The organism is Polaromonas sp. P1_E12 (genome assembly GCF_056405975.1).
Genome location: NZ_JBFUBB010000009.1, coordinates 57,144 through 80,384 on the forward strand (window position 1 = coordinate 57,144; position 23,241 = coordinate 80,384).

At 61.0% G+C, this 23,241-nt stretch carries 23 protein-coding genes and 1 tRNA gene; 11 read left to right on the forward strand and 13 right to left on the reverse strand.

Translation table 11 applies throughout. From position 1 onward, the window contains the following. Positions 1–3: 3 nt before the first annotated feature. The 5 genes from AC1D13_RS21490 to AC1D13_RS21510 form a co-directional block, all read right to left on the reverse strand. A complete protein-coding gene (locus AC1D13_RS21490) occupies positions 4–2,295 on the reverse strand; it encodes a methyl-accepting chemotaxis protein (RefSeq protein ID WP_457281038.1) in 2,292 nt (763 codons plus the stop codon). A 31-nt stretch (positions 2,296–2,326) separates the two neighbouring features. Further along, positions 2,327–2,857 carry a chemotaxis protein CheW gene (locus AC1D13_RS21495; protein WP_092131850.1) on the reverse strand — a complete coding sequence of 177 codons (531 nt, stop codon included), beginning with the start codon at positions 2,855–2,857 and terminating at the stop codon, positions 2,327–2,329. 21 nt (positions 2,858–2,878) lie between these two features. Further along, positions 2,879–3,244: a response regulator transcription factor gene (locus AC1D13_RS21500; protein WP_007864987.1), complete on the reverse strand. Its 366-nt coding sequence runs from the start codon at positions 3,242–3,244 to the stop codon at positions 2,879–2,881. Continuing rightward, positions 3,244–3,642: a response regulator gene (locus AC1D13_RS21505; RefSeq protein WP_457281039.1), complete on the reverse strand. Its 399-nt coding sequence runs from the start codon at positions 3,640–3,642 to the stop codon at positions 3,244–3,246. The genes AC1D13_RS21500 and AC1D13_RS21505 overlap by 1 nt, the downstream gene beginning before the upstream one ends. Positions 3,643–3,715: 73 nt before the next feature. After that, positions 3,716–3,889 (reverse strand): rubredoxin, encoded by a 174-nt coding sequence (locus AC1D13_RS21510; RefSeq protein WP_092131853.1) that lies wholly within the window; start codon positions 3,887–3,889, stop codon positions 3,716–3,718. An 82-nt stretch (positions 3,890–3,971) separates the two neighbouring features. On the opposite strand from AC1D13_RS21510, the gene thiD reads away from it, so the two are divergent. Together thiD and hemL are read left to right on the forward strand one after the other, a co-directional pair. Further along, a complete protein-coding gene (thiD, locus tag AC1D13_RS21515; protein WP_457281040.1) occupies positions 3,972–4,937 on the forward strand; it encodes a bifunctional hydroxymethylpyrimidine kinase/phosphomethylpyrimidine kinase in 966 nt (321 codons plus the stop codon). Further along, positions 4,918–6,258: a glutamate-1-semialdehyde 2,1-aminomutase gene (gene hemL, locus AC1D13_RS21520; protein ID WP_457281041.1), complete on the forward strand. Its 1,341-nt coding sequence runs from the start codon at positions 4,918–4,920 to the stop codon at positions 6,256–6,258. The genes thiD and hemL overlap by 20 nt, the downstream gene beginning before the upstream one ends. Positions 6,259–6,500: 242 nt before the next feature. Here hemL and purH read toward each other — a convergent pair whose 3' ends face one another. The 3 genes from purH to dusB are packed head-to-tail and all read right to left on the reverse strand — an operon-like array spanning position 6,501 to position 9,463. After that, complete coding sequence (purH, locus tag AC1D13_RS21525) at positions 6,501–8,084, reverse strand: bifunctional phosphoribosylaminoimidazolecarboxamide formyltransferase/IMP cyclohydrolase (protein WP_457281042.1); 1,584 nt, start codon at positions 8,082–8,084, stop codon at positions 6,501–6,503. Positions 8,085–8,141: 57 nt separating this feature from the next. Beyond that, positions 8,142–8,378 (reverse strand): Fis family transcriptional regulator, encoded by a 237-nt coding sequence (locus tag AC1D13_RS21530; RefSeq protein WP_348047983.1) that lies wholly within the window; start codon positions 8,376–8,378, stop codon positions 8,142–8,144. Then, positions 8,375–9,463, reverse strand: coding sequence for a tRNA dihydrouridine synthase DusB (dusB, locus tag AC1D13_RS21535; protein ID WP_477690296.1), 1,089 nt, complete (start codon positions 9,461–9,463; stop codon positions 8,375–8,377). The genes AC1D13_RS21530 and dusB overlap by 4 nt, the downstream gene beginning before the upstream one ends. A gap of 143 nt (positions 9,464–9,606) precedes the next feature. Here dusB and AC1D13_RS21540 point away from each other — a divergent pair, with 143 nt between their 5' ends. Further along, positions 9,607–10,089: a YqaA family protein gene (locus tag AC1D13_RS21540; protein WP_457281043.1), complete on the forward strand. Its 483-nt coding sequence runs from the start codon at positions 9,607–9,609 to the stop codon at positions 10,087–10,089. A 15-nt stretch (positions 10,090–10,104) separates the two neighbouring features. Here the strand turns inward: AC1D13_RS21540 and AC1D13_RS21545 are convergent, their stop codons facing one another. From AC1D13_RS21545 to ychF, 3 genes are all read right to left on the reverse strand, one after another. Continuing rightward, positions 10,105–10,842, reverse strand: coding sequence for an rRNA pseudouridine synthase (locus AC1D13_RS21545; protein ID WP_457281044.1), 738 nt, complete (start codon positions 10,840–10,842; stop codon positions 10,105–10,107). A 41-nt stretch (positions 10,843–10,883) separates the two neighbouring features. Continuing rightward, positions 10,884–11,240, reverse strand: coding sequence for a RidA family protein (locus AC1D13_RS21550; RefSeq protein WP_457281045.1), 357 nt, complete (start codon positions 11,238–11,240; stop codon positions 10,884–10,886). A 192-nt stretch (positions 11,241–11,432) separates the two neighbouring features. After that, on the reverse strand, positions 11,433–12,524 hold the full coding sequence (ychF, locus tag AC1D13_RS21555) for a redox-regulated ATPase YchF (RefSeq protein ID WP_457281046.1): 1,092 nt from the start codon (positions 12,522–12,524) through the stop codon (positions 11,433–11,435). Positions 12,525–12,588: 64 nt separating this feature from the next. Here ychF and AC1D13_RS21560 point away from each other — a divergent pair, with 64 nt between their 5' ends. After that, positions 12,589–14,436 carry a sensor domain-containing diguanylate cyclase gene (locus AC1D13_RS21560; RefSeq protein ID WP_477666639.1) on the forward strand — a complete coding sequence of 616 codons (1,848 nt, stop codon included), beginning with the start codon at positions 12,589–12,591 and terminating at the stop codon, positions 14,434–14,436. On the opposite strand, the gene AC1D13_RS21565 is transcribed toward AC1D13_RS21560, so the two are convergent. Then, positions 14,424–15,335 (reverse strand): MOSC domain-containing protein, encoded by a 912-nt coding sequence (locus AC1D13_RS21565; protein WP_477690270.1) that lies wholly within the window; start codon positions 15,333–15,335, stop codon positions 14,424–14,426. The two genes, AC1D13_RS21560 and AC1D13_RS21565, sit on opposite strands and share 13 nt — an antisense overlap. Before the next feature lie 93 nt (positions 15,336–15,428). Here AC1D13_RS21565 and AC1D13_RS21570 point away from each other — a divergent pair, with 93 nt between their 5' ends. From AC1D13_RS21570 to AC1D13_RS21580, 3 genes are all read left to right on the forward strand, one after another. After that, a complete protein-coding gene (locus AC1D13_RS21570; protein ID WP_457281049.1) occupies positions 15,429–16,550 on the forward strand; it encodes an FAD-dependent monooxygenase in 1,122 nt (373 codons plus the stop codon). A gap of 27 nt (positions 16,551–16,577) precedes the next feature. Further along, the gene (locus tag AC1D13_RS21575; RefSeq protein ID WP_457281050.1) at positions 16,578–17,294 is read left to right on the forward strand and encodes a DsbC family protein; all 717 of its coding nucleotides are present in this window, start codon (positions 16,578–16,580) and stop codon (positions 17,292–17,294) included. Positions 17,295–17,455: 161 nt separating this feature from the next. Continuing rightward, positions 17,456–19,258: a M61 family metallopeptidase gene (locus AC1D13_RS21580; RefSeq protein ID WP_477690297.1), complete on the forward strand. Its 1,803-nt coding sequence runs from the start codon at positions 17,456–17,458 to the stop codon at positions 19,256–19,258. Positions 19,259–19,290: 32 nt separating this feature from the next. On the opposite strand, the gene AC1D13_RS21585 is transcribed toward AC1D13_RS21580, so the two are convergent. Further along, positions 19,291–20,109: an enoyl-CoA hydratase-related protein gene (locus AC1D13_RS21585; RefSeq protein WP_457281051.1), complete on the reverse strand. Its 819-nt coding sequence runs from the start codon at positions 20,107–20,109 to the stop codon at positions 19,291–19,293. Between the two features lie 104 nt (positions 20,110–20,213). On the opposite strand from AC1D13_RS21585, the gene AC1D13_RS21590 reads away from it, so the two are divergent. From AC1D13_RS21590 to miaB, 4 genes are all read left to right on the forward strand, one after another. Further along, positions 20,214–21,011, forward strand: a complete 798-nt coding sequence (locus tag AC1D13_RS21590; RefSeq protein ID WP_477690271.1) for an enoyl-CoA hydratase — start codon at positions 20,214–20,216, stop codon at positions 21,009–21,011. 125 nt (positions 21,012–21,136) lie between these two features. Then, a tRNA-Met gene (locus AC1D13_RS21595) sits at positions 21,137–21,213 on the forward strand. An 89-nt stretch (positions 21,214–21,302) separates the two neighbouring features. Next, positions 21,303–21,767, forward strand: a complete 465-nt coding sequence (locus AC1D13_RS21600) for a hypothetical protein (RefSeq protein WP_457281053.1) — start codon at positions 21,303–21,305, stop codon at positions 21,765–21,767. Positions 21,768–21,882: 115 nt separating this feature from the next. Beyond that, positions 21,883–23,226 (forward strand): tRNA (N6-isopentenyl adenosine(37)-C2)-methylthiotransferase MiaB, encoded by a 1,344-nt coding sequence (gene miaB / locus AC1D13_RS21605; protein WP_457281054.1) that lies wholly within the window; start codon positions 21,883–21,885, stop codon positions 23,224–23,226. Positions 23,227–23,241 lie beyond the last annotated feature (15 nt).

Below are 23,241 nucleotides of genomic sequence, written 5' to 3' on the forward strand. Positions count from 1 at the left end.
GCATCAGGCGATCTTGAATCGGGACACCGACTGGCGCAGCTCTTCAGCCATGCGGGAAAGGTCTCGCACCTGCTGTGCCGTGGAACGGGTACCTTCTCCCGTTTGCTCCGTCACTGCGAAAATGTGCTGAATGTTGCCGGCCACCACGTTCGCCGATGCGGCTTCGCGGGAGGCGGAGTTTGAAATCTGCTCAATCAGGTCAGCAAGCCGGCGTGACACCTGGTCAATCTCGGTCAGCGCGGTACCCGCGTTGTCGGACAGCTTGGCCCCTTCAACCACACCCTGCGTGGAGCGTTCCATAGCGGCCACGGCATCCTGCGTGTCGGTCTGAATGGCTTTCACCAGGGCCGAAATCTGGCGCGTAGCATCTGCGGAACGTTCAGCCAGTCGCTGCACCTCTTCCGCAACCACGGAGAAGCCTCGCCCGGCTTCACCGGCCGACGCGGCTTGAATGGCGGCGTTCAGTGCCAGCACGTTGGTCTGTTCGGTAATGTCTGAAATCAGTTCGGTAATTTCACCAATCTCCTGCGAGGACTCACCGAGTCGCTTGATCCGCTTGGAGGTTTCCTGAATCTGGTCGCGGATGGAGTTCATACCGCCGATGGCGTTCTGCACAGCCTGCAGGCCGGATTCGGCGGCTGTCAGCGATTGGCGCGCCACCTGGGAAGATTCCTGCGCCTGCGTGGACACCTCGTTAATTCGGGATGCCATGTCAAGCACCGACTGGCCGGTTTCACGAATCTCGCGCAGCTGCTCAGTGGACGCTGCCAGCAGTTCGGTCGAGGTACTTTCCACCTGGGCCGTCGTTTGCGCAACGCGGGTCGCCGTGTTCTGTACGTTACCCACCAGCTGCCGCAACTCTTCAACCGTGTAGTTCACCGAGTCGGCGATAGCGCCGGTAATGTCTTCGGTCACGGTCGCTTCCTGCGTCAAGTCACCTTCAGCCACTGTCTGCAACTCATTCATCAAACGCAAAATGGCGGCCTGGTTGGCGTCGTTGACGCGCTTGGCGTCCTGCTCCTGTCCTTTAGCTTCCTGTCGCTGGGTTTCAGCAACCGCCTGGCGCTGCTTGCTGTCCTCCACCTGCAGCTTGGCCAGGCCGGCTGCGCACAATAGCGCAAAGGTAGCAGCACCCGCAAGGATGGCCAGCGACAAAACGCTCAGGCCGGTCTGCAACGACAACTTGCCCTGCAAATCCTCAAGGCCTCGACGAAGGGGCTCGCTGTCCGCAATAATCGAAGATTGCGCTTCACGAGCAGACACCAGACCCTGCAAGTTACCCAAAATGGCACCGGCTTGCACACGGGTTTGCTCATAGAGCGCCATCAGGGCTTCCAGCCGCTCGCGCGTTTGCGGATCTTTGGAGCCGGCCAGGCGCAACTCGGGGCTGCCTTCTTGCAAACCCTGAGCAATTTCCTTGAACGAGTTCAAATCCTTGCCCAGCAGGAACACGGCTTCAGGGCTCACGCCCTCCATGGTCAGGAACTCATTGGCAGACTTACCAATCCGCTGGGTCAACATCACCAGCTGACCGGATGCCGAAATTTCAGCCGGCGCCGCATTCTGCTGGAGTTTGAGTGATGACACAGTTTCTGCAATTTCCAGCAAATCCGAAGACTGGCGGTTAATGGTGCGCAGGGCGTTGCCCACCTGGGTCAGAATATTTTGCTGGCCCATCACGGTTTTCGCGTTCTTTTCAGCGCGCTCCATGAAAGGCGTGACCTTTTCCACGTCAGATTGCAGATCATCGCTCACAGGCGCCAGACGCAGAGTTTCTTCACCGGATTTCAGGCCACGCACGGTTTTGGCCAGTACATCAGAACTCTCACGCACGTCAGGGAAGGCCTGGGCACTGCCCACCAGCGCCTGAGACACCGATTTCGCCAGACGCTGCGACTGCATCAATGACTGTCCGGTAGCCGCCACCTGTTGGGCTACTTTGTCCGCCTGGCTCAGCGCCAGAAAAGTCACCGTACCCAGGACAGCCACCGCGACGGCAAGGAAAAACACCAGCACCCGCTGATGCTGACCGATGGTCCTGCGGCCCAATAAAGGCAGACGCAGCAGCTCTTGATTTACCGCAGGTGCGCCGTCCTCGGCGGTCGCCATGCGGCTGGGCGCGAAAGCATCGTCACTACCGCCCGGCTGCCGAACCGCCGCGGTCTGAAGCGAAGCCTGATCCATGGCTCCGGTCGCAAGAGGATCTGGCGTACCGACGGAAGCCATGTCCATGCTGTCCTCAGGCTGATCGGGCTTGGTTTTAAATAGCTTCTGGATATTTTCAATAACAGACATGGTGAGCCTTCCGGGAGAGAAACAGTGTGCGCTATGCGCCTATCGTCAAAAAATGCGCTTGCTGGGCAAGCAACTGAAGGTTGATTTCCTGCCAGGTTGCACCATTGAGGTCAACGTACTGGTTGCCAAAGAAATCGGGCGCGTCGGGCGCTTTTTCGGAAAAATCACTGAACGCCTCCTGATTGCGCAGCCCGGACAGCTTGTCGATCAGCAATGCGCAGTTAACTTCCAGGGCGCTGTTGAGTGCAACAAGCCTGGAATCCGTGCGTGCAAGTTCGTTTTTGGGAGGGGGTGCTTTGCCGCTGACGTAACTCGCCAGATCCACGACGCCAAACAGGCCACCGCGCAAATTGGCAACACCGGCGAACCAGGCTTGCGTATACGGAACAGGCTGCGTACTGACCCAAGGGAAAATCTCACCGGATTGGCTCAGGGGAAACAGGTATTTCTTCCCGCCGGCCTCCACGGCCAGCCAGGACGCGGCAACGCCTTGCGTCCGCGCAATCTGCAACCTGTCGGCCAGCCGGGTTTGTAGCTCTCTAAGTGCTTGTCTGTTCGCCATGCTTTGGTTTTACGCCGTAAATCAGCCAAGGGCCTTGATTTTGGCCATCAGCTCATCAGCATCCACCGGCTTGGTGATGTAGTCGCGGGCGCCCTGCCGCATACCCCAGACACGGTCAGTTTCCTGGTTCTTGCTGGTGCACATCATGATGGGGATATCCGAGTACAACGGGTCACGCGTGATGGCGCGCGTCAGCTGGAACCCGTTTTGCCCCGGCATCACCACATCCATCAGGATCAGTTCGGGCTTGTCTTCCGCCAGGCGGCGAAATGCGTCTTCTGCATTTTCAGCAGTTTTGACGGTGAAACCATTTTTGACCAGCAGATCGGTCAAGAACATCAATTCGGTTTTGGAGTCGTCAACTACCAGTATTTTCTTGATTGCCATCACACTACTCCTTGTTTAGCGCTGCCGAGATCCTGTACGGTCTGCAGCAGCTGATCTTTTGTAAAAGGCTTGGTCAGGTAGTCTTGCGAACCCACCATACGACCCCGCGCCTTGTCGAAAACGCCGTCTTTTGAGGACAGCATGACGATCGGGACACCAGCAAACTTTGCGTTACGCTTGATAATCGCACAGGTTTGATAGCCATCCAGGCGGGGCATCAAAATGTCGCAGAAAATCAGGTTGGGTTCGTAGTCGTTGACCTTGGACAGGGCATCAAACCCGTCTTCGGCCAGCAATACTTCATGCCCCCCCTGCTTCAGGAATATCTCGGCGCTGCGCCGAATGGTATTGCTGTCATCGATGACCAAAACCTTCAGTCCGGAACTGGGAATACTCACTGCCTATGCTCCTCATGTTGCAGGCCCTCGGCAAATGCCGGCCTGCGATTGTCCAGGCAAGTGCCTAAGACGCTTAAATCTGAACCATTTCAAAGTCTTCCTTGCGGGCTCCGCATTCGGGACAGGTCCAGTTCATGGGCACTTGCGCCCATGGCGTCCCGGCGGCAATCCCGTGTTCGGGCGCACCGGCAGCTTCGTCGTAAATCCACCCACAAATTAAACACATCCACGTCATTGATTGAGTCACAGCTTAAGTTGCCTTCGAATAGAATGCAACAATTGTATCGAGGCGGCGTTGCTTATTCGCGTACAAGGCAAAATCGCAGCCTATGGCAAACCCCAAAAATCCTCAACTGGACAGCCGACAACTCCAAATCGAGGATACCGACGCATCGCCGGCTTGCGTCATGACATTCAACGCCAACGACCCCAGCGGAGCGGGCGGACTGACTGCGGATATTGCATCGATCACCTCTGCCGGAGCCCACGCGCTGGCAGTTGTAACAGGTGCTTATGTGCGCGACACGGCCGAAATTTTCGACCATTTTTCATTCGACGAAGAGGCTGTAACCGACCAGGCCCGCTCGGCGCTGGAAGACATGGCGGTATCCGCCATCAAGGTCGGATTTGTCGGCAGCCCCGAGAACATCAGCACCATTGCCGAGATCGCCTCGGACTATGCCGATGTGCCGCTGATCGCCTATATGCCCAACCTGTCGTGGTGGGAAGAAAGCGAAATCGACAGCTATCTGGACGCCTTTCGCGAGCTGATGCTGCCGCAAACCACAGTGTTGGTCGGCAACCACAGCAGCCTGTGGCGCTGGCTGCTGCCGGACTGGTCCGGGGAGCGCAATCCCTCGGCTCGGGACATTGCCAAGGCCGCCGCCGACCTGGGTGTTCCCTACACGCTGGTCACCGGAATCCCCATGCCCGACCAGTTCATCGACAACGTGCTGGCCACGCCGCAAGCCGTGCTTTACAGCGAGAAATTCGAACGTTTCGAGGCGGTCTTTGCCGGTGCAGGCGATACGCTGTCTGCGGCCCTTTGCGCACTGCTGGCCAACGGCCATGACCTGCAGGCGGCCACCTCCGAGGCACTGACTTACCTGGACCACAGCCTGGATGCCGGCTTTCATCCCGGCATGGGCAATATCGTGCCGGACCGCCTGTTCTGGGCACAGGCTGATGTCGATGAATCCGAAGACGAAGCGGCCGATGCCGAGACTGGCGATGACGCCGCCCTGGTTTTGAAGACTGAAATTGACCTGCCCCCCAATGGAACAACCAAACACTAAGCCCCCTGCCAAACCCCTTTCCGCCGAACTTTCCCGCAACAACGCGCTGTTTGAGCGCGCCAAAAAACTGATCCCCGGCGGCGTCAACTCCCCGGTTCGGGCCTTCAAGGCGGTAGGCGGCACACCCCGTTTTATCCAGCGCGCACAGGGCGCCTACTTCTGGGATGCGGACGGCCAGCGTTATATCGACTACATCGGTTCCTGGGGTCCCATGATCCTGGGCCACGGCCATCCGGCGGTGGTAGAAGCCGTGCAAAAAGCCGTGCTGGAAGGCTTTTCCTACGGCGCACCGACCGAACGCGAAGTCGAGCTCGCCGAAGAAATTGTGCGCCTTGTGCCTTCGCTCGAAATGGTGCGCCTGGTGAGCTCTGGCACCGAGGCGGCCATGAGCGCGATCCGCCTGGCGCGCGGCGCCACGGGCCGCAGCAAGATCATCAAATTTGAAGGCTGCTACCACGGCCATGCCGATGCGTTGCTGGTCAAGGCCGGTTCGGGCCTGGCCACTTTCGGCAATCCGACCAGCGCCGGCGTGCCGCCCGAAGTGGTGCAACACACCCTGGTGCTCGAGTACAACCACCTCACCCAGCTCGAAGAAGCCTTCGCCCTGCACGGCAAGGACATCGCCTGCCTGATGATCGAGCCGATTGCCGGCAACATGAACTTTGTGCGAGCCAGCGTGCCCTTCATGAAACGCTGCCGCGAACTGTGTACGCAGCACGGTGCCCTGCTCGTGTTCGACGAGGTCATGACCGGCTTTCGCGTGGCGCTGGGTGGCGCCCAAAGCGTTTACGCCCGCAGCATTCCCGGCTTCAAGCCCGACATGACGGTCATGGGCAAGGTGATAGGCGGCGGCATGCCGCTGGCCGCCTTTGGCGGCACGCGTGCCGTGATGGAGCAACTGGCACCGCTGGGGCCGGTCTACCAGGCGGGCACGTTGTCAGGCAACCCCGTGGCCACCGCCTGCGGCCTGGCAACCTTGCGCGAGATCGCCAAACCCGGCTTTTACGAAGCCCTGGGCGCCCGAACCCGCAGCCTGGTCACCGGCCTCACGCAGGCTGCCGGCAAGGCCGGTGTGCCGTTTTGCGGTGACAGCGAAGGCGGTATGTTCGGCTTTTTCCTGCTCGGCCAATTGCCGCAGAACTACGCCACGGTCATGACGACCGACAGCCCTGCGTTCAATCGCTTCTTTCATGCGATGCTGGACAGCGGGGTGTATTACGCGCCGGCGCTGTATGAAGCGGGCTTTGTGAGTTCGGCGCATACGGACGCGGATATAGAGGCCACCGTGGCCGCAGCAGCGAAGTTCTTTGCTGCTGGCTGAAGCCGGCTTCACGCCGGCCATTTCTTGCCTACTCGGGCTCTAGGCCAATGGGGACGTGCGCAAGCAGCTATTAAATCAATAGCAAGTATTCATTGACATGAGGGTTGATGGCGCGTGGCAGGTTCTTGCCCCGCCTTTGGTCCGCTCACAAGAACGGGAAAGAAGCACCAATTGCTATCAATTTGATAGCTGCTCGCGCCCATTCCCATTGAGCTATCGATCAAAAACCCTTAAAACGTGACTTAATGCCGGAAGTGCCGGACCCCGGTCAGCACCATCACCACTTCGCGCTCGTCGGCTGCCGCGATAACCTCGTCGTCCCGCATGCTGCCACCGGGCTGGATCACGCAGGTCGCGCCGGCGTCCACCACCACGTCGAGGCCGTCGCGGAAAGGGAAAAAAGCGTCGCTCGCCACTGCTGAGCCCTGCAGCGTCAGCCCGCCGTTGGCGGCCTTGATGGAGGCGATGCGCGCCGAATCGATGCGGCTCATCTGGCCGGCGCCGACGCCCAGTGTCATGCCGTCCTTGCAAAAGATGATGGCGTTGGACTTGACGTACTTCGCGACCTTCCAGGCAAACAGCATGTCATGCAGCTGCTCCTGCGTCGGCTGCAGCTTGCTGACGACTTTCAGGTCGCCGATGGCCAGTTCGTGGTTGTCTGCGGTCTGCATCAACAGGCCCGAGCCAACGCGCTTGACGTCCATCAGGTTGCGGCCCTGCTTCCAGGCCGTGTCGCCGCCGGGCGGCAGGTCAATCTGCAAAATCCGCACGTTGACCTTGGTCTTGAATACTTCCAGCGCTTCGGGTGTGAAGGCGGGCGCCATCAATACTTCAACAAACTGCTTGGAAATCTGCTGCGCGGCGCGCTCGTCGAGCGGGCAATTGAGGGCAATGATGCCGCCGAAGGCCGAAGTCGGATCGGTCTTGAAGGCCTTGCTGTAGGCCTCCAGGCCGTCTTTGCCCACGGCCACGCCACAGGGGTTGGCATGCTTGACGATCACGCAGGCCGCACCGTCCTTGAGCAGGTCAAAACTCTTGACGCATTCCCAGGCGGCGTCGGCGTCGGCGATGTTGTTGTAAGAGAGCTCTTTGCCCTGCAGTTGTTTGGCCGTCACCAGCGAGCCGGGTGCGGGATACAGATCGCGGTACAGCGCAGCTTGCTGGTGCGAGTTTTCGCCGTAGCGCAGGTCCTGCACTTTCACGAAACGCCCGTTGGCCTGGCCGGGGAACATGCCGTGGCTGCCGTCGGCCTGGATGCCCGAGAGATAGTCGCTGATCGCGCCGTCGTACTGGCTGATGCGGTTGAATGCCGCTACCGACAAGGCGAACTTGGTCTTGTCGGTCAGTTTTCCACCGGTTTTCAATTCGGCCAGCACACCTTCATACTGCGAGGCATCGGTCAGCACGCCGACATCCTTCCAGTTCTTGGCCGCCGACCGCACCATCGCGGGGCCGCCGATGTCGATGTTTTCAATCGCATCTTCCAGCGTGCAGCCAGGCTTGGCGACCGTCGACTCAAACGGATAAAGATTGACCACCAGCAAGTCGATGGTGTCAATGCCGTGGGTTTTCAGCGCGGCCATGTGCTCCGGCACATCGCGCCGGGCCAGCAGGCCTCCGTGGATCTTCGGGTGCAGCGTCTTGACACGGCCGTCGAGCATTTCCGGAAACCCGGTGTGGTCGGCGACTTCGGTCACAGGCAGGCCGGCGTCAGCCAGCAGCTTGGCCGTGCCGCCCGTGGACAGCAGCTTGATGCCCAGGGCATGCAGCGCCTGCGCGAATTCGAGGATGCCGGTTTTGTCCGAAACGGAAATCAGTGCGTTCATTTTGTCTTCTCTAAAGAGGATGGCCGGCGAAAGGGCCGGACCATGGGAGCGTGTTTTTTATTTGATGAGCTTGTGCTCAACCAGCTTCTTGCGCAGGGTGTTGCGGTTCAGGCCCAGCCATTCGGCGGCGCGCGACTGGTTTTGCTCGGCATGTTGCATGACAACTTCCAGCAGCGGTTTTTCCACCACCTTGACCATCATCTCGTACATGCCGTCGGGCTCGGTGCCACGCAGGTCCTTGAAATAGCCTTCCAGGCTGGTGCGTACGCACTCTTCGATATGTTTTTTGCTCATGCAGCAGCTTCTTCCTGATTTTCCTGATTTTTATCTTTGTCCGCCCGTGCCTGCATAGGCGCACCCTCGTCATCCACCTCGGCGGCAGCGGCCGGAATCCGGTCCATCTGCGCGCCCAGCTCCTCAAAAAAAGCACTCACCGCCTTCAGTTGCGCTTCGCAGTCTTCCAGCAGGTTCATCTGCGCGCGAAACCCCTCACCGCCGGGCAAGGTCTTCACATACCAGCCGATGTGTTTGCGCGCCGTGCGCACGCCGGTGTATTCACCGTACAAATCGTAGTGGTCGCGCAAATGGTCCAGCAGCAGGCGTTCGACTTCTGCCACCAGCGGCGGCGCAAGATGCGTGCCGCTTGAAAGGAAATGCGAAATCTCGCGAAAAATCCACGGACGCCCCTGCGCTGCACGGCCGATCATCACGGCGTCAGCGCCGGTGTAAGCCAGCACATCGCGGGCCTTTTCAGGGCTGGTGATGTCACCGTTGGCCACCACCGGAATACGCAGCGCGGCTTTCACGGCGGCAATCGTGTCGTACTCGGCATACCCTTTGTAGCCCTGCTCGCGCGTGCGGCCATGCACGGTGATCATCTGCACGCCGGCGCTTTCGGCGGCGCGGGCAATCGCCAGGGCGTTCTTTTCAGCCTGGCACCAGCCGGTGCGCATCTTGAGCGTGACCGGCACGCCGTGCGGCACGCAGGCGGCGACCACGGCCTCCACGATCTGCAGCGCCAGGGGCTCGTCCTGCATCAGCGCCGAGCCCGCCCACTTGTTGCAAACCTTCTTGGCCGGGCAGCCCATGTTGATGTCGATGATCTGCGCGCCGCGGTCGATGTTGTAGGCGGCGGCCTCGGCCATCATCTGCGCGTCGGTGCCGGCGATCTGCACAGCGATCGGCGCGGCCTCACCCTCGTGGTTGGCTCGACGAGAGGTCTTCAGTGTGTTCCACAGGTCGCGGCGAGAGGTCACCATCTCGCTGACCGCATAGCCCGCACCGAGCTTCTTGCTGAGCTGGCGGAACGGCCTGTCCGTGACACCGGCCATGGGCGCGACAAACAGGTTGTTTGCCAAAGCGTAGGGGCCGATGTTCATGGGAAGTGAGCGCTGCGAGGTTGCTGAAAAAGGAGGCACGATTGTACCTGCTCAAAATTTCAGCAATTGAAATTTGCACACGGAGTTGTAAGCGTCTTCCCGACACGGTGGCTGGCCCGTCTTGCCTATACTCAAATAGATATATGGAAGCCTGGATTCACCGCCTGATAGAACTTTTGGCCCTGCCCGAATACGGTTTGAGCACGGTATTTGTGGTTTCCTTCATCTCGGCCACGCTGTTGCCGCTGGGCTCGGAGCCGGTGGTCTTCGGCCTGGTCAAGCTCAACCCCGCCATGTTCTGGCCCGCGGTGCTGGTAGCAACTGCAGGCAACACGCTGGGCGGCGCTCTGGACTGGTGGATGGGTTACGGCGCCCACAAGGTGGTGGACAAATACCAGCATTCATCGCATCACGGCCGTGCAGTGCGATGGCTGGAGAAACTCGGCCCGAAAGCCTGCCTGCTGGCCTGGTTGCCGGTGGTCGGAGATCCGCTGTGCGCGGTCGCGGGTTGGCTCAAGTTTCCGTTCTGGCCCTGCCTGGCTTACATGGCGGTCGGCAAATTTTTGCGCTACTTTTTGATGACCGGCAGCCTGATCTGGGCCTTCCCAGGCGTGGTGACCGGCTAGGCACCAGAAGAAGGATCAGAAGCGCTCATGTGGCAGCAGGTAGCGCCACTGACCGGGTTGCAGCTGGCTCATCGCCACACGGCCGATACGCAGCCGTTTCATGCCTTGCACCTGAAGGCCAACGCTCTCGCACATGTAGGCAATCTGCCCCGGGACTTCACCCTTGAGGGCAAAGCGCAAGCGCTTTTCACTTTGCCAGCTCACCTTGGCCGGCGGCAACAAAACACCCTTGAAGGTAAACCCGTGGTCAACCCGGTTCAGCCGGTCCAGCCCGCCGGGTTTGATGTCACCGCTGACATCGACGATCACTTCATGCTCCATCACGCGCGTATCTTCGCGCAGCTTGCGCACCACGCGCCAGTCCTGCGTCAGCACGACCAATCCGCTGGCAGGTGTTGCCAGCGGCGTCACCAGTTCCGCCGTGGAGAAATGCTTCCTGAGCGGCCGGATGCCGGAGCGGTCGTCGGGCGATTGCGTGGCGGCCGACAGCAACCGGGCCACCTGCGCCGCGCCGCCATCGGAACTCGCGTCCTGACCGGCCGGCTTGTGCAGCAGCAAAGTCACCGGCGTCATCGCCAGCAGGCTCGCATCCTTGTCCAGCACGATGGCCTGGTCCGACACCCGGAACTGGGGCTCTTCGACAGTCACCCCGTCAACAGTAACCCACCCGCCTTCGATGTACTGCTCGGCTTCGCGGCGTGAACAGGACAGCATTTCAGCCAGGCGTTTGGCAAGGCGAACGGGTTCTGTCATCGCGGCGTGGCCTTCATGGCGGGTCAAGCGTGGATGAGAGATCAGCCTTGGGCCGCCACCACACCGATTTCCACGTGGTACTGCGGCGCAGCCAGGCGCGGGCTCATGACCGTGGCACGTGCGGGCGTGGCGCCGGGCACCACCCAGGTTTCCCAGGCACGGTTCATTTCACCGAAGCTGTCCATATCGGTCAACCAGATGGTGGCACTGAGCAGAAGCGACTTGTCGCTGCCGGCTGCTGCCAACAGGCGGTCGATATTGGCCAGGATGCTGAGAGTCTGCTCGTACACGCCGGAGCCGGCATCGTTGCCGGCCACCTGGCCTGCCAGGTAAACGGTTTTGTTATGGATAACGGCTTGGGACATGCGTGGGCCGGTTTCGATGCGCTGGATGGACATGGTGTTCTCTTTCTTTCTCAAAGCGAGGGTTTCGGGGGGGATGGCCTGCTCTGGCAAGCCGGTAACGGGGCCGCCACCCGATGGTGCGGGTCGTCGTGAGGTATTGTGGCGCGACTTCTTCCATGATGCCGCCACCGTGATGTCCAGGCCTCGCAGTAAATCGGCCCCAGGTTACCCGGGGGCCCTGGCAACTCAGCTGCTGAACAGGAAGTTCATCACGTCGCCATCCTTCACAACGTATTCCTTGCCTTCACTGCGCATCTTGCCGGCATCTTTGGCGCCCTGCTCGCCTTTGTAGGCGATGAAATCGGCAAACGCAATCGTCTGGGCGCGGATGTAGCCCTTTTCAAAATCGGTGTGAATGACGCCCGCGGCTTGCGGGCCGGTGTCGCCCACGTGGATGGTCCAGGCGCGCACTTCCTTCACGCCCGCGGTGAAATAGGTCTGCAGGCCTAGCAGCTTGTATGCCGCCAGGATGAGGCGGTTGAGCCCCGGCTCATCCTGGCCGATCTCCGCGAGGAACATCTTTTTGTCCTCTTCCTCCATGTCGGCCATCTCGGCTTCCATCTTGGCGCAGATCGCCACGACCGGCGCCTTTTGCTCTGCCGCGTAAGCCTTGAGGCGGTCCAGGAAGGGGTTGTTCTCAAACCCGTCCTCGGCCACGTTGGCCACAAACATGGCCGGCTTGGCGGTGATCAGGAAAAACTGGCCGAGCAGCGGCAGTTCTTCCTTGCTGAAGTCCACAGTGCGCACCGGCTTGCCTTCATTGAGCGCGGCCTGGCATTTCTCCAGGATGGCAACCAGCTTGACAGACTCCTTGTCGCCCGAGCGAGCCGTCTTGGTCACGCGGTGCAGGGCTTTTTCAACTGCTGCCAGGTCGGCCAGACAAAGCTCCGTCTGGATGACTTCGATGTCGGAAATCGGGTCCACCTTGCCGGCAACGTGGATCACGTTGTCATCTTCAAAGCAACGCACCACATTGACTGTGGCGTCGGTTTCGCGGATATGGGCCAGGAACTTGTTTCCCAGTCCCTCGCCCGTACTGGCGCCCGCCACCAGGCCTGCAATGTCCACAAACTCGACGATCGCCGGAACAATGCGTTCAGGCTTGACGATTTCAGCCAATTGCGCCAACCTCGGGTCGGGCACTTCCACGATGCCAACATTGGGCTCAATGGTGCAAAAGGGGTAGTTTTCAGCCGCGATCCCCGCTTTGGTCAACGCATTGAAAAGGGTGGATTTACCGACGTTAGGCAAGCCTACAATGCCGCACTTCAAACTCATGAGAAACCTTCAAAAACAGGCTGAGAAGTGTATTCGATGCGCGCCCGGCCGGGGTTGGAGCGCTTTGTGGCAGGCATTCGCCATCTTTGTGCTGGCCGGTTTTTTGGGTGTTCTGGCGCATCCTGCGCAGGCCCAGCCCATCGTGGCTTTAAACGACGCCAAGCCGACCCTGGACGTGGCTGCAGCGAGTTTGACATGGATTGACAGCGACGGCCAGGCCGGCATCGACCAATTGGCCGGCGGCCATCCAGGGGCCTTGTTCGTCCCCTCGGTTGCCGATACGGTGCATTCGCTCGGCCCGCACGCGGCGCTCTGGCTGCATTACCGTTTTGCCAGGTCATCCGGCTCGCGCCAGGACTGGTTGCTTGAGTTTCCCCTGCCCCTGCTGGACCTGGCGACGGTGTACCAGCGTGCACCGTCGGGAGGGTGGATTGCCGAAACTGCCGGGGACACCGTGCCTGTCTCCAGCTGGCCGGAACCCGGCCGTTACGGGCATTTCCGCCTGAACCTGCCGGACAACGGCGTGCATGACGTGTATGTGCGTATACAGCACCAGACGGAGGTCAGCATTCCGGTTCGGGTCAGCACGCGAGGCAACCTGACGCAGCGACTTCAGCTGGAATACCTCGCGATTGGCGTGGTATTCGGCGCACTGGTGCTGTTGATCATTGCCTGCGTTGTCCAGAGCTGGGTTTACAGCGACCGGGCCTATGGGTGGTATTCCGTGTACGCCGTCATCATGGCCCTCGTCGTAGCGGCGTGGACGGGAGTGGCAGGCCATTTCCTCTGGGGCAACTTCAGCACCTGGAACAACATGGCGCAGGGCTTCCTCGCCATCCTGGGCGGCGGCTCGGCGCTGCTGGTCGTGCATCACCTGTGCGGCACCGGTTCACGCCACAAGTGGTTTGAGCGGCTGGCCTACTGGACAGGCATGGCCGGAGCGCCGCTGGCGCTGGCCTATCTCGTGCTGGAGCGCGGCCTGGGCATAGGCCTCCTCGCGACTTACCTGGTTGCCGTTGTCGCACTGGGAACAAGCCGGGCCTACATGACGTGGCGGCGCCACGATGTCGTGGGTTTCTGGGTACTGGCGGCTTTTTCCCCGCTGGGGCTGGTAACGCTCCTCACCGTCATCAGCATCCTGGGCCTGTTTTCCCTGTCGTGGCTGTCTCATTACGGCCTGATGGCAGCGCTGACCATTGAGGTGCCCCTGCTGCTGGTGGCGCTGAACACGCGTTCACATGAGCGCCACGCAGTGGAAGCGCGCGAGCAGGCCATGTCCAGCCAGGACGCCCTCACCGGCCTGCTTGCCGCACATCTTTTCCACGACCGCTTCAAACAGGTGGTGGGCCGGGCACAGCGCCACAAGGAGCCGGCGGCCGTGGTGTACATCGAGCTGGTCAATTACCGGTATATCAAGAAAACCTGGGGCACAGCGGTGGCCGAGCAAAGCCTGCTGCGAAGCGTGATCAAGTTGCGCCGGCTTCTGCGCGATGTCAACACCGTGGGGCGCATCGACGAGGCGCGCTTCGGCCTCATTCTTGAAGGCGTCGCATCACGCCCACCAGTCACCGACCTGGCGGCACGCCTGATCGCGGCCGGCCTCATGCCGCTCAAGGGTCTGAAACCGGAGGTCGTTCTGCAATTTCATGTCGCGGGCGTGCTGTTGAGCGAGCGCCTTGGCAGCCACGAGGAAATTTCCACGGCCCTGGCCGACCTGCTGCACAGCATGGCGGCTCGCACCCGCCGCCCCATCCGCTTTCTCGAACCGGAGTTGACACACCCCATGCCGCTGGACGCCGAATCAACGCTGGACAGCCTCTCAAGCGGTCCGCAGGCGCCGGAGGCGCTCCCTGCGTCCACGGCCGCCCACGCCACGCCGCCCCTGCGGGCGGTCAAAAGTCATTCAAACTGATAACTCGCACCCACCGGCTGGCCCACCTTGAGCTGGTGGTCAATGCCCGTCAGCACAATGGCATTCATGCCGAACGTCAGCGCACCGTTCACCCGCGCATCCTGGCGATAGGTTTGCAGCATGTCGCCCACTTCCGGGCTGCTGACAGCCGTCGCGGGATCGATATTCGGAATCGGGCAACGCGGACAGGGCTTGACCGGCTTGAGCTGGACCACGCCTTGCGCCGTGGCAACCTGCAGTACCTCAATACGGTCCTCATCGTGCGGCGCCAGACTGTCGGCACCAGCGGCATCGCCCAGGACGATGTTTGGACGAAAGCGCTCCATGCCCACCGCGGGAGTGCCGGCGGCCACCAGCTTTTCGTTGAAATGCACCAATGAGGCTTCGCTGAGTACCAGCAACGGGTAACCGTCGCTGAACTGGTTAAGCGCTTCCACATCGCCGGTCCACTGCGGACTGCAAACCCGCTTGTGTTCGGGGTCAAACCGCACCAGGCGTGCAGTCTGGCCCAGGAAGTCGGTGAACCATTGCGCCGCGATGGCACCCATGTCATACGCCTGGACTTCGTCTTTCCAGACCTGCACGCGAACGGGCTCTTCCACCTGGTCCAGCGCAATGTGAAGGGCCAGCATGCCGGGCGCACGCAGCACCATGTCGTGGTACCTCAGCTGGGGCCTGATCAATGCCATGCGCGGCAATTCACGCTGGGTCAGAAATTCGCCCTTGCTGTCCACCACCATCCAGGCACGGTCAAATTCCAGCCCGGTTTCAGTCAGCAGGGCTTCCTGCACCTGCACGCCGGCACAGGATTTCACCGGATACACATAAAGGCGCGAAATCACGGCCCTGAGGTCAGAAGGTGCGTCGGCCGGTAATGTTTCGTTCAATGGATCGCTCACTTTTCAAGCCTTTAGGTTCAGATGCACGGCCAGAAACCGCGCAGTAATTGTTTGCCCAAGACGTCAATTTTGCCCTGCCTCCTAAAATGGGCCATGTCCAAGACCTTTGATGTCTGTATTCGCGGCGATGGTGTGGTAGGCCGCACGCTGGCCCTGCTGCTGGCGCGCGAGCGCCTGCGCGTAGCTTTGGTCACCAGGCCTGAAAGGCCGCCGGGGATGCACACCATGCCCGACGTGCGTGCTTACGCCCTCAACAGCGCGTCTCGCAGCGTGCTGGAAACCCTGCGCGCCTGGCCCGACGCGGCCTTTGCCACGCCGGTGGTCGAAATGCAGGTTTGGGGAGACAACGGCGGCAAGCTGGATTTCACGGCGCGCAGTGTCGGCCAGGAAGCGCTGGCCTGGATTGTGGAGGTCCCGGCGCTGGAGCAGCAATTGAGCCAGGCGGTTCGCTACCAGCCGCAAATCGAGACGGTGGACGCGCCTGCCAAGGCCGCGCTCAACGTAATCTGCGAAGGCCAGAAAAGCGCCAGCCGTGATGAGTTCGCCCAGATCCGGCCGGTCAACTGGACCATCAAGCCCTATCCGCAAAAGGCCGTCGCAGCACGGCTTGAGCTGGACAAGCCCCATGGCGGCATTGCCCGCCAGTGGTTTACCCACGGCGACATACTGGCTCTTTTGCCTTTATCGGGTGCCAACGGGAACTTGGCGGCGCTGGTGTGGTCTGTCCCTGTACAGCGGGCCGCCATGCTCGAAAAAATGCCCGCGGAAGAATTTTGTAACACCCTCAAGGCCGTGTGCGGCGAAGAGACAGGCAACCTGCGCCTGACGAGCGAGCGGGCAAGCTGGCAGCTTTCCCTGTCAAGCGCCGGGCACTGGGTCGGCCCCGGCTGGGCTTTGGCGGGCGATGCAGCGCATACGGTGCACCCGCTGGCCGGTCAAGGTTTGAACCTGGGCCTGGCCGATGCGGCTTGCCTGGCCGAGGTGATTTCGCAACGTGAGTATTGGCGCGGATTGGGTGATGAAAAACTGCTGCGGCGCTACGAAAGGGCCCGCAAGGCCGACGTAGCGGCAATGGGCGCGGTCACCGACGGTTTGCACGGCATTTTTGCGCAAACCGATGGGCGCTGGCAGGCCCTGCGCAATTGGGGCATGAAGGGGTTCGAGCGCAGCGGTTTGCTCAAGGCCTGGCTGACGCGGCAAGCAGCGGGTTTATGAACGACTGAGAAACAGACTGGAACTGAAATGAAAATAGTGAAATTGATCGGCCTGCTCAGTCTGGCGGCGTTCAGCCTGGTTCCTGTTTTTGCGCAGGAAGCCGTCATCCGCAAAAACCTGTCCGAGAAATTTCCGGCTTTTGCAAAAATCGATGAAGTCACCAAAACACCGATGAACGGCCTCTATGAGGTACGTATTGGCTTCGAAATTTTCTATACCGACGAGCAAGGTAACTACCTGTTGCAGGGTCAACTTCTCGATGTAAAAAACAAAAAAAACCTGACCGAGGAACGCATCGGGAAACTCAGCGCAGTCGATTTCGACAAACTCCCTTTGAAGGACGCTTTCAAGATTGTCCGCGGTGACGGGAAACGCAAGCTGGCGGTGTTTGAAGACCCAAATTGCGGCTACTGCAAACACTTCGAACGGGACCTGACCAACGTCGACAATGTCACCGTTTATCTCTTCCTGTACCCCGTGCTCGGACCGGACTCCGTCGCCAAGTCGCGCCACATCTGGTGTGCCAAGGACAAGGCAAAGTCATGGAACGACTGGATGCTGCGCAACACCGTGCCTGCGGCTGCCGAATGCGACATCTCGGCCATCAAGCGAAACCGCGAGTTTGGCCAAAAATACAATATCACCGGCACGCCCACCCTGATTTTTGCTGACGGATCCCGCGCGCCAGGCGCGGTCAGCGCCCAGGAAGTCGAAAAAATGCTGCTCAGTGCAAAAACTCCCTGAAAACGGGCCAGAAGGCCCTGTTTAGACACAAAATCGACCTCCAGCCCGCACACCATTTGCGCGAGCAGCTCCTTTTTTCATAGCACCTACAGCCCGATCGACTCGATCCGTCGGGCGCCGCCATGCAGCTGGCGGCAGACGTGGAGTATTCTTTGCGCAAGATGCCAGGCACCCCCAAAAACACTCCCCCCCCCCTTCACTACCGCGTCGAAACAGGCGATCTATACGCCCACCTCTTTCGCGTGACTCTCACGATCGCACAGCCTGACGCCTTGCAAAGGGTCTCGCTGCCTGTGTGGATCCCCGGCAGCTACCTGGTGCGGGAATTCTCCAAAAACCTGCAGAACCTGGAAGCCCGCCAGACAGGCCGCACGCCGCTTAGGGCAGAGCAGCTCGATAAATGCACCTGGCAGATTCAGTGCTCGCCTGCCAGACCGCTGGTACTGCGCTATGAGGTGTACGCCTGCGATAACTCCGTGCGCAGCGCCTGGCTGGACGCCCATCGCGGCTTTTTCAACGGCACCAGCCTGTGCCTGAAAGTGCAGGGCCAGGAAAAAGCCGTGCATGTACTGGAGATCCCTGCGCCGAAAGCCGCCAAGGGCTGGTCACTGGCCACAGGGCTCACGCCGCAGGCAGTCAACAAGCATGGGTTTGGTACCTACCTGGCGGCCGATTACGACGAGCTGGTGGACTGCCCCGTGGAAATGGGCGCTTTCTGGAGCGGTACTTTCACGGCGCGCGGCGTGCCGCACCGCATGGTGGTAGCGGGCGCGGCCCCGAGCTTCGACGGCGCCAGGCTGCTGGCGGACACCCAGAAGATTTGCGAAACGGAGATCCGTTTCTGGCATGGCGCGAAAAAGCCTCCCTTCAAGAGTTACCTCTTCATGCTGAACGCGGTGGACGACGGCTATGGCGGGCTCGAGCACCGCAACTCGACGGCACTCATTTGCAACCGGAAGGACTTGCCGCGCCTGGGTGAATCCCGCACGGCAGAAGGCTACACCACGCTGCGCGGCCTCATCAGCCACGAATATTTCCACACATGGAACGTCAAGCGGCTGCGTCCCGCGGAGTTTGAACACTACGACTACGGCGCCGAGAATTACACCGGGCTGTTGTGGTTTTTTGAGGGCTTCACCAGTTACTACGACGACCTGCTGCTGCGCCGCGCCGGCCTGCTGGACAACGCCGGCTACCTCAAGCTGCTCAACAAGACCATCAACCAGGTCATGCAGACCCCGGGCCGGCTGGTTCAGTCCGTCGCCCAGGCGAGCTTCGATGCCTGGGTGAAGTATTACCGGCAGGATGAAAATACGCCCAACGCCACCGTGAGCTACTACACCAAGGGAGCGCTGGTGGCGCTGTGTTTTGATCTGACGCTTCGGGCAGAAGGCGGAGCTGCCGGGGGCGCGACACTGGACAACGTGATGCGCGCACTCTGGCAGCGCTGTAAAGCCGGCCCCCTGCGCGAGGCAGATTTTGCAGAGGAGCTTGCAGCCGCAGGACACCGCCCGTTTGCCGCCGAGCTGGCCCAATGGGTGCACGGACGCGAAGAACTCCCGCTCAAGGCCTTGCTGGAACAGCATGGCGTGACTGTCGCCGAAGAACCTGCGCAACTGGCCCAGCGGCTGGGATTGCGCGCCAGCGAAAACCAGGGCGTGGTGCAGGTCAAGACCGTGCTGCGCGGCGGCGCTGCCGAGCGTGCCGGGTTTGCGGCGGGAGATGAATGGCTGGCGGTGGAACCCATTGCCGCAGGCGCACGGCAGCCGGAGGGCGGTTGGCGCATGAACCGGCTCGATGACCTGCTGCACTACGCAGGCACGGCCAAAAAAGTCATTGCCCTGGTCGCACGCGACAAACGACTGCTGCGGCTGGAGCTGTCCATGCCGCCCGCACTGACCACCTGGCGCCTGGCGGTACGGGATGCCGCGCTGATGGACCACTGGCTCGGCCAGAAGACCTGACCCGGCCTGGCGCGACTCACTTCTTCAGAAGGTTATTCGCCCTTGAATACCGCGGGACGCTTTTCAAGAAAGGCCGTCACGCCTTCCATGTAATCGTGGCTGCGCCCCAGGGCGGCCTGCATGTCGCGTTCCGCATCGAGTTGCTGATGCAGCGTGCGTGTGGCGCCTTCACGCATCAGCTGACGGGTGGCCACCAGCGCCAGAGTCGGCAGGCTGGCCAGCCGCTGCGCCAAGGCAACAGCCGCCGCCACGGGGTCGTCCGCTACCTGCCAGATCAAGCCCCACTCCAGCGCCTGCGCCGCCGGCAATTTGTCCCCTGTCAACGCCAGCCCCATGGCGCGCGCCAGCCCCAGCTTTTGCACCAGCAGCCAGCTGCTGCCCGCATCGGGCGCCAATCCGATCTTGCTGAATGCCTGAATGAAACTGGCGCCCGGGGCGGCCACGGCCATGTCGCACGTCATGGCCAACGATGCGCCGGCACCTGCGGCCACGCCGTTGACGGCTGCCACCGTCGGCATGCGCAGCCCCAGCAGTTTGCGGGCCGTGGGGTTGAAGGCCTGGTCAATGACGGGACCTGGGTTGGCCCGCTCAACCAGGTTGGGGCCGGGCGCGAAATCGAATTCGGACAGGTCGGCACCGGCACAAAACCCGCGGCCGGCGCCAGTGATGACCAGGGCGCGAATCTGTGGATCAGAGTGCGCCTTGTCCAGGGCGACCCACAAGTCCCGGTGCATCTGCCGCGTAAAGCTGTTCAGCGCCTGAGGGCGGTTCAACGTAAGGATGCCCACGGCACCATCGATGGCATACAGCACGGTGGGATCGGCAGCGGGGCCGGGATGGGAAGCAGTCATGGCGGCGGTCTCCTGTTCCCGAATCTAGCATTGCGGCAAGCCATGGGCGGCCACGAGCCCGTGGCATCATTGCCGGACGCATTTCCAGCCAAAGGACCTATTTCATGTCTTCCACGACCTACGAAACCATTGAGACCCGCACCGAAGGCCCGGACTCCCGCAAGGTGGGCATTGTCACGCTGAACCGGCCCAAGCAACTCAATGCATTGAACGACCAGCTCATGGATGAGCTGGGCCGGGCCCTCAAGGCGTTTGATGCCGATGAGACCGTCGGCTGCATCATCCTGACCGGCAGCGAAAAGGCCTTTGCCGCAGGCGCCGACATCGGCGCCATGGCCACCTACAGTTTTGCCGATGTTTACAACAACGACTACATCACCCGCAACTGGGAGCAAATCCGCAGCATCCGCAAGCCAGTGATTGCCGCCGTCAGCGGCTTTGCGCTGGGCGGCGGCTGCGAGCTCGCCATGATGTGCGACTTCATCATTGCTGCCGACAACGCAAAGTTCGGCCAGCCTGAAATCAAGCTGGGCATCATCCCCGGTGCTGGCGGCACACAGCGCCTGCCCCGTGCCGTGGGCAAGGCCAAAGCCATGGACATGACCCTGACGGGCCGCATGATGGATGCCCAGGAGGCAGAGCGTTCAGGCCTGGTCAGCCGTGTGGTGCCGCTGGAAAAGCTCATGGACGAGGCCCTGGGCGCCGCGCTGATGATCTGCAGCTACGGCCAGACCAGCGTCATGGCCGCCAAGGAAGCCCTCAACCGGGCATTTGAAAGCGGCCTCAGCGACGGCGTGATGTTCGAGCGGCGCCTGTTTCATTCGCTGTTCTCCACCGAAGACCAGAAAGAAGGCATGGACGCCTTCGTGAACAAGCGCAAACCGTTGTTTAAACACAAGTGAGCCCCAACCAGTAGGGGCCGCGGGACTGGCTTTGCCAGACCGCAGGCGCCGCCCCTTGAGGGGGGAACAGGCTACACGCAGTGAGCCTGGACGGGGGTGCTTTTATAGTTATAATCTTGGGTTTCGGTCGTATAGCTCAGTTGGTTAGAGCGCAGCATTCATAATGCTGATGTCGGTGGTTCAAGTCCACCTACGACCACCAAGAATGCGTCAAAGCCTCAGAGGGTCCTTCCCCCTGAGGCTTTGTTCTTTGTTATTCTCCTATTTATTAACAGCCTCTGGACACATACCATGAACCGCTGCACTTCCCGCCTGGCCGCACTCCTGATGATGCTGGCTGCTTTTGCCGGCCTGATGAGCCTGCCAGCCCTGGCCCAGACCGATCCCGCCGAGGCTGTCAAACCCAACATCCGGAAATTCCCTCCCAAGGCCGTCCGCGGCGAAATGGTGGTGGTGGCGCCGCCGGTGATCTCCATGGACGGCAAGCAGGACAGGCTCTCCGTAGGCTCACGCATACGCGACATCAACAACAATTTCGTGTTGTCCGGCGCACTCCTGAACCAGAAGCTGGTGGTGAACTACCTGCGCAGCAACACCGGCGAGGTGCATGAGGTCTGGATCCTCAACGCGGAAGAGGCCAAGGAAAAGCGGGCGGGCGGCACCGGCACGGTGTTCAATTTCAGCAGCGGCACCCCTGCCAAGGCAGTAGACAACGGCAAGACGCCGTACGACCAGTTACCTGCCTACAAGCAGTAACGCTCACAGCCTTAAGCAAAATCAGTCTGATGCCCTTTAAACATGGGCGCAAGCAGCTATTAATTTAATAGCAATCGCCATCAGCCCGCGGACAAACCGCAAATCAGCCAGCATCATGAGCAAAAAAGTCTTCATTAAAACCTTCGGTTGCCAGATGAACGAGTACGACTCGGACAAGATGTCCGACGTGCTCCATGCCGCCGAAGGCTACGAGCCTACCCAGGACATGGAACAGGCCGACCTGATCCTGTTCAATACCTGCTCCGTGCGCGAAAAAGCCCAGGAGAAGGTTTTCAGCGACCTGGGTCGCGTCAAGCACCTGAAAGAAAAAGGCGTACTGATCGGCGTCGGCGGCTGTGTAGCCAGCCAGGAAGGCGCGGCCATCATCCAGCGCGCACCTTATGTCGACGTGGTCTTCGGCCCGCAAACCCTGCACCGCCTGCCGCAGCTGCTGGCCAACCGGACCCGGCTGGGCAAGCCGCAGGTCGACATCAGCTTTCCCGAGATCGAAAAATTCGACCACCTGCCGCCGGCGCGCGTCGAGGGCGCCAGCGCCTTCGTGAGCATCATGGAAGGCTGCTCCAAGTACTGCAGCTACTGTGTGGTGCCCTACACCCGTGGCGAAGAGGTCTCCCGGCCCTTTGAGGACGTGCTGGTCGAAGTCGCCGGTCTGGCCGACCAGGGCGTCAAGGAAGTCACGCTGCTCGGGCAAAACGTCAACGCTTACCGTGGCCCCATGGGTGGCACGGCCGAGATCGCCGACTTCGCGACGCTGCTTGAATACGTGTCCGACATCCCCGGCATCGAACGCATCCGCTATGTCACCAGCCACCCCAACGAGTTCACGCAGCGCCTGATTGACGCCTACGCCAAGCTGCCCAAACTGGTAAACCACCTGCATCTGCCGGTGCAACATGGCTCCGACCGCATCCTCATGGCGATGAAGCGCGGCTACACCGCCATGGAATACAAGAGCACCATCCGCAAGCTGCGCGCCATCCGCCCGGATCTGGCCATGAGCAGCGATTTCATCGTGGGTTTCCCCGGCGAGACCGAAGACGACTTCGGCAAGATGATGAAGCTGATCGACGAGATCGGCTACGACACCTCGTTCAGCTTCATTTACAGCCCGCGCCCCGGCACCCCCGCCGCCGCGTTGCATGACGACACACCGCACGAGGTCAAGCTCAAGCGTCTGCAACACCTGCAGGCCACGATTGACGACAGCGTGCGCGCCATCAGCGCCAGCCGGCAGGGCACGGTGCAGCGCATCCTGGTTGAAGGCGCTTCGCGCAAGGACCCGACCGAACTCATGGGCCGCACGGAGTGCAACCGCGTGGTCAACTTCAAGGGCCAACCGCGCCTCATCGGCCAGATGCTGGACATCACCATCACCCAGGCCACGCAGCGTTCGCTGCGCGGCGAAGTCCTGACGCAGGACGTCGCCGTGGCGGCCTGAGACCGCCCGCGTTGC

Excerpts from the sequence above, each read along its gene's own strand:
- AC1D13_RS21570 (WP_457281049.1), top strand. The coding sequence starts at position 15,429 with ATGTCCAAGACCTTTGATGTCTGTATTCGCGGCGATGGTGTGGTAGGC.
- AC1D13_RS21585 (WP_457281051.1), bottom strand. The coding sequence starts at position 20,109 with ATGACTGCTTCCCATCCCGGCCCCGCTGCCGATCCCACCGTGCTGTAT.
- purH (WP_457281042.1), bottom strand. The coding sequence starts at position 8,084 with ATGAACGCACTGATTTCCGTTTCGGACAAAACCGGCATCCTCGAATTC.
- hemL (WP_457281041.1), top strand. The coding sequence starts at position 4,918 with ATGGAACAACCAAACACTAAGCCCCCTGCCAAACCCCTTTCCGCCGAA.
- thiD (WP_457281040.1), top strand. The coding sequence starts at position 3,972 with ATGGCAAACCCCAAAAATCCTCAACTGGACAGCCGACAACTCCAAATC.
- AC1D13_RS21575 (WP_457281050.1), top strand. The coding sequence starts at position 16,578 with ATGAAAATAGTGAAATTGATCGGCCTGCTCAGTCTGGCGGCGTTCAGC.
- miaB (WP_457281054.1), top strand. The coding sequence starts at position 21,883 with ATGAGCAAAAAAGTCTTCATTAAAACCTTCGGTTGCCAGATGAACGAG.
- AC1D13_RS21545 (WP_457281044.1), bottom strand. The coding sequence starts at position 10,842 with ATGACAGAACCCGTTCGCCTTGCCAAACGCCTGGCTGAAATGCTGTCC.
- AC1D13_RS21495 (WP_092131850.1), bottom strand. The coding sequence starts at position 2,857 with ATGGCGAACAGACAAGCACTTAGAGAGCTACAAACCCGGCTGGCCGAC.
- AC1D13_RS21580 (WP_477690297.1), top strand. The coding sequence starts at position 17,456 with ATGCCAGGCACCCCCAAAAACACTCCCCCCCCCCTTCACTACCGCGTC.
- AC1D13_RS21490 (WP_457281038.1), bottom strand. The coding sequence starts at position 2,295 with ATGTCTGTTATTGAAAATATCCAGAAGCTATTTAAAACCAAGCCCGAT.
- AC1D13_RS21550 (WP_457281045.1), bottom strand. The coding sequence starts at position 11,240 with ATGTCCATCCAGCGCATCGAAACCGGCCCACGCATGTCCCAAGCCGTT.
- ychF (WP_457281046.1), bottom strand. The coding sequence starts at position 12,524 with ATGAGTTTGAAGTGCGGCATTGTAGGCTTGCCTAACGTCGGTAAATCC.
- AC1D13_RS21530 (WP_348047983.1), bottom strand. The coding sequence starts at position 8,378 with ATGAGCAAAAAACATATCGAAGAGTGCGTACGCACCAGCCTGGAAGGC.
- AC1D13_RS21500 (WP_007864987.1), bottom strand. The coding sequence starts at position 3,244 with ATGGCAATCAAGAAAATACTGGTAGTTGACGACTCCAAAACCGAATTG.
- AC1D13_RS21590 (WP_477690271.1), top strand. The coding sequence starts at position 20,214 with ATGTCTTCCACGACCTACGAAACCATTGAGACCCGCACCGAAGGCCCG.
- AC1D13_RS21600 (WP_457281053.1), top strand. The coding sequence starts at position 21,303 with ATGAACCGCTGCACTTCCCGCCTGGCCGCACTCCTGATGATGCTGGCT.
- AC1D13_RS21540 (WP_457281043.1), top strand. The coding sequence starts at position 9,607 with ATGGAAGCCTGGATTCACCGCCTGATAGAACTTTTGGCCCTGCCCGAA.
- dusB (WP_477690296.1), bottom strand. The coding sequence starts at position 9,463 with ATGAACATCGGCCCCTACGCTTTGGCAAACAACCTGTTTGTCGCGCCC.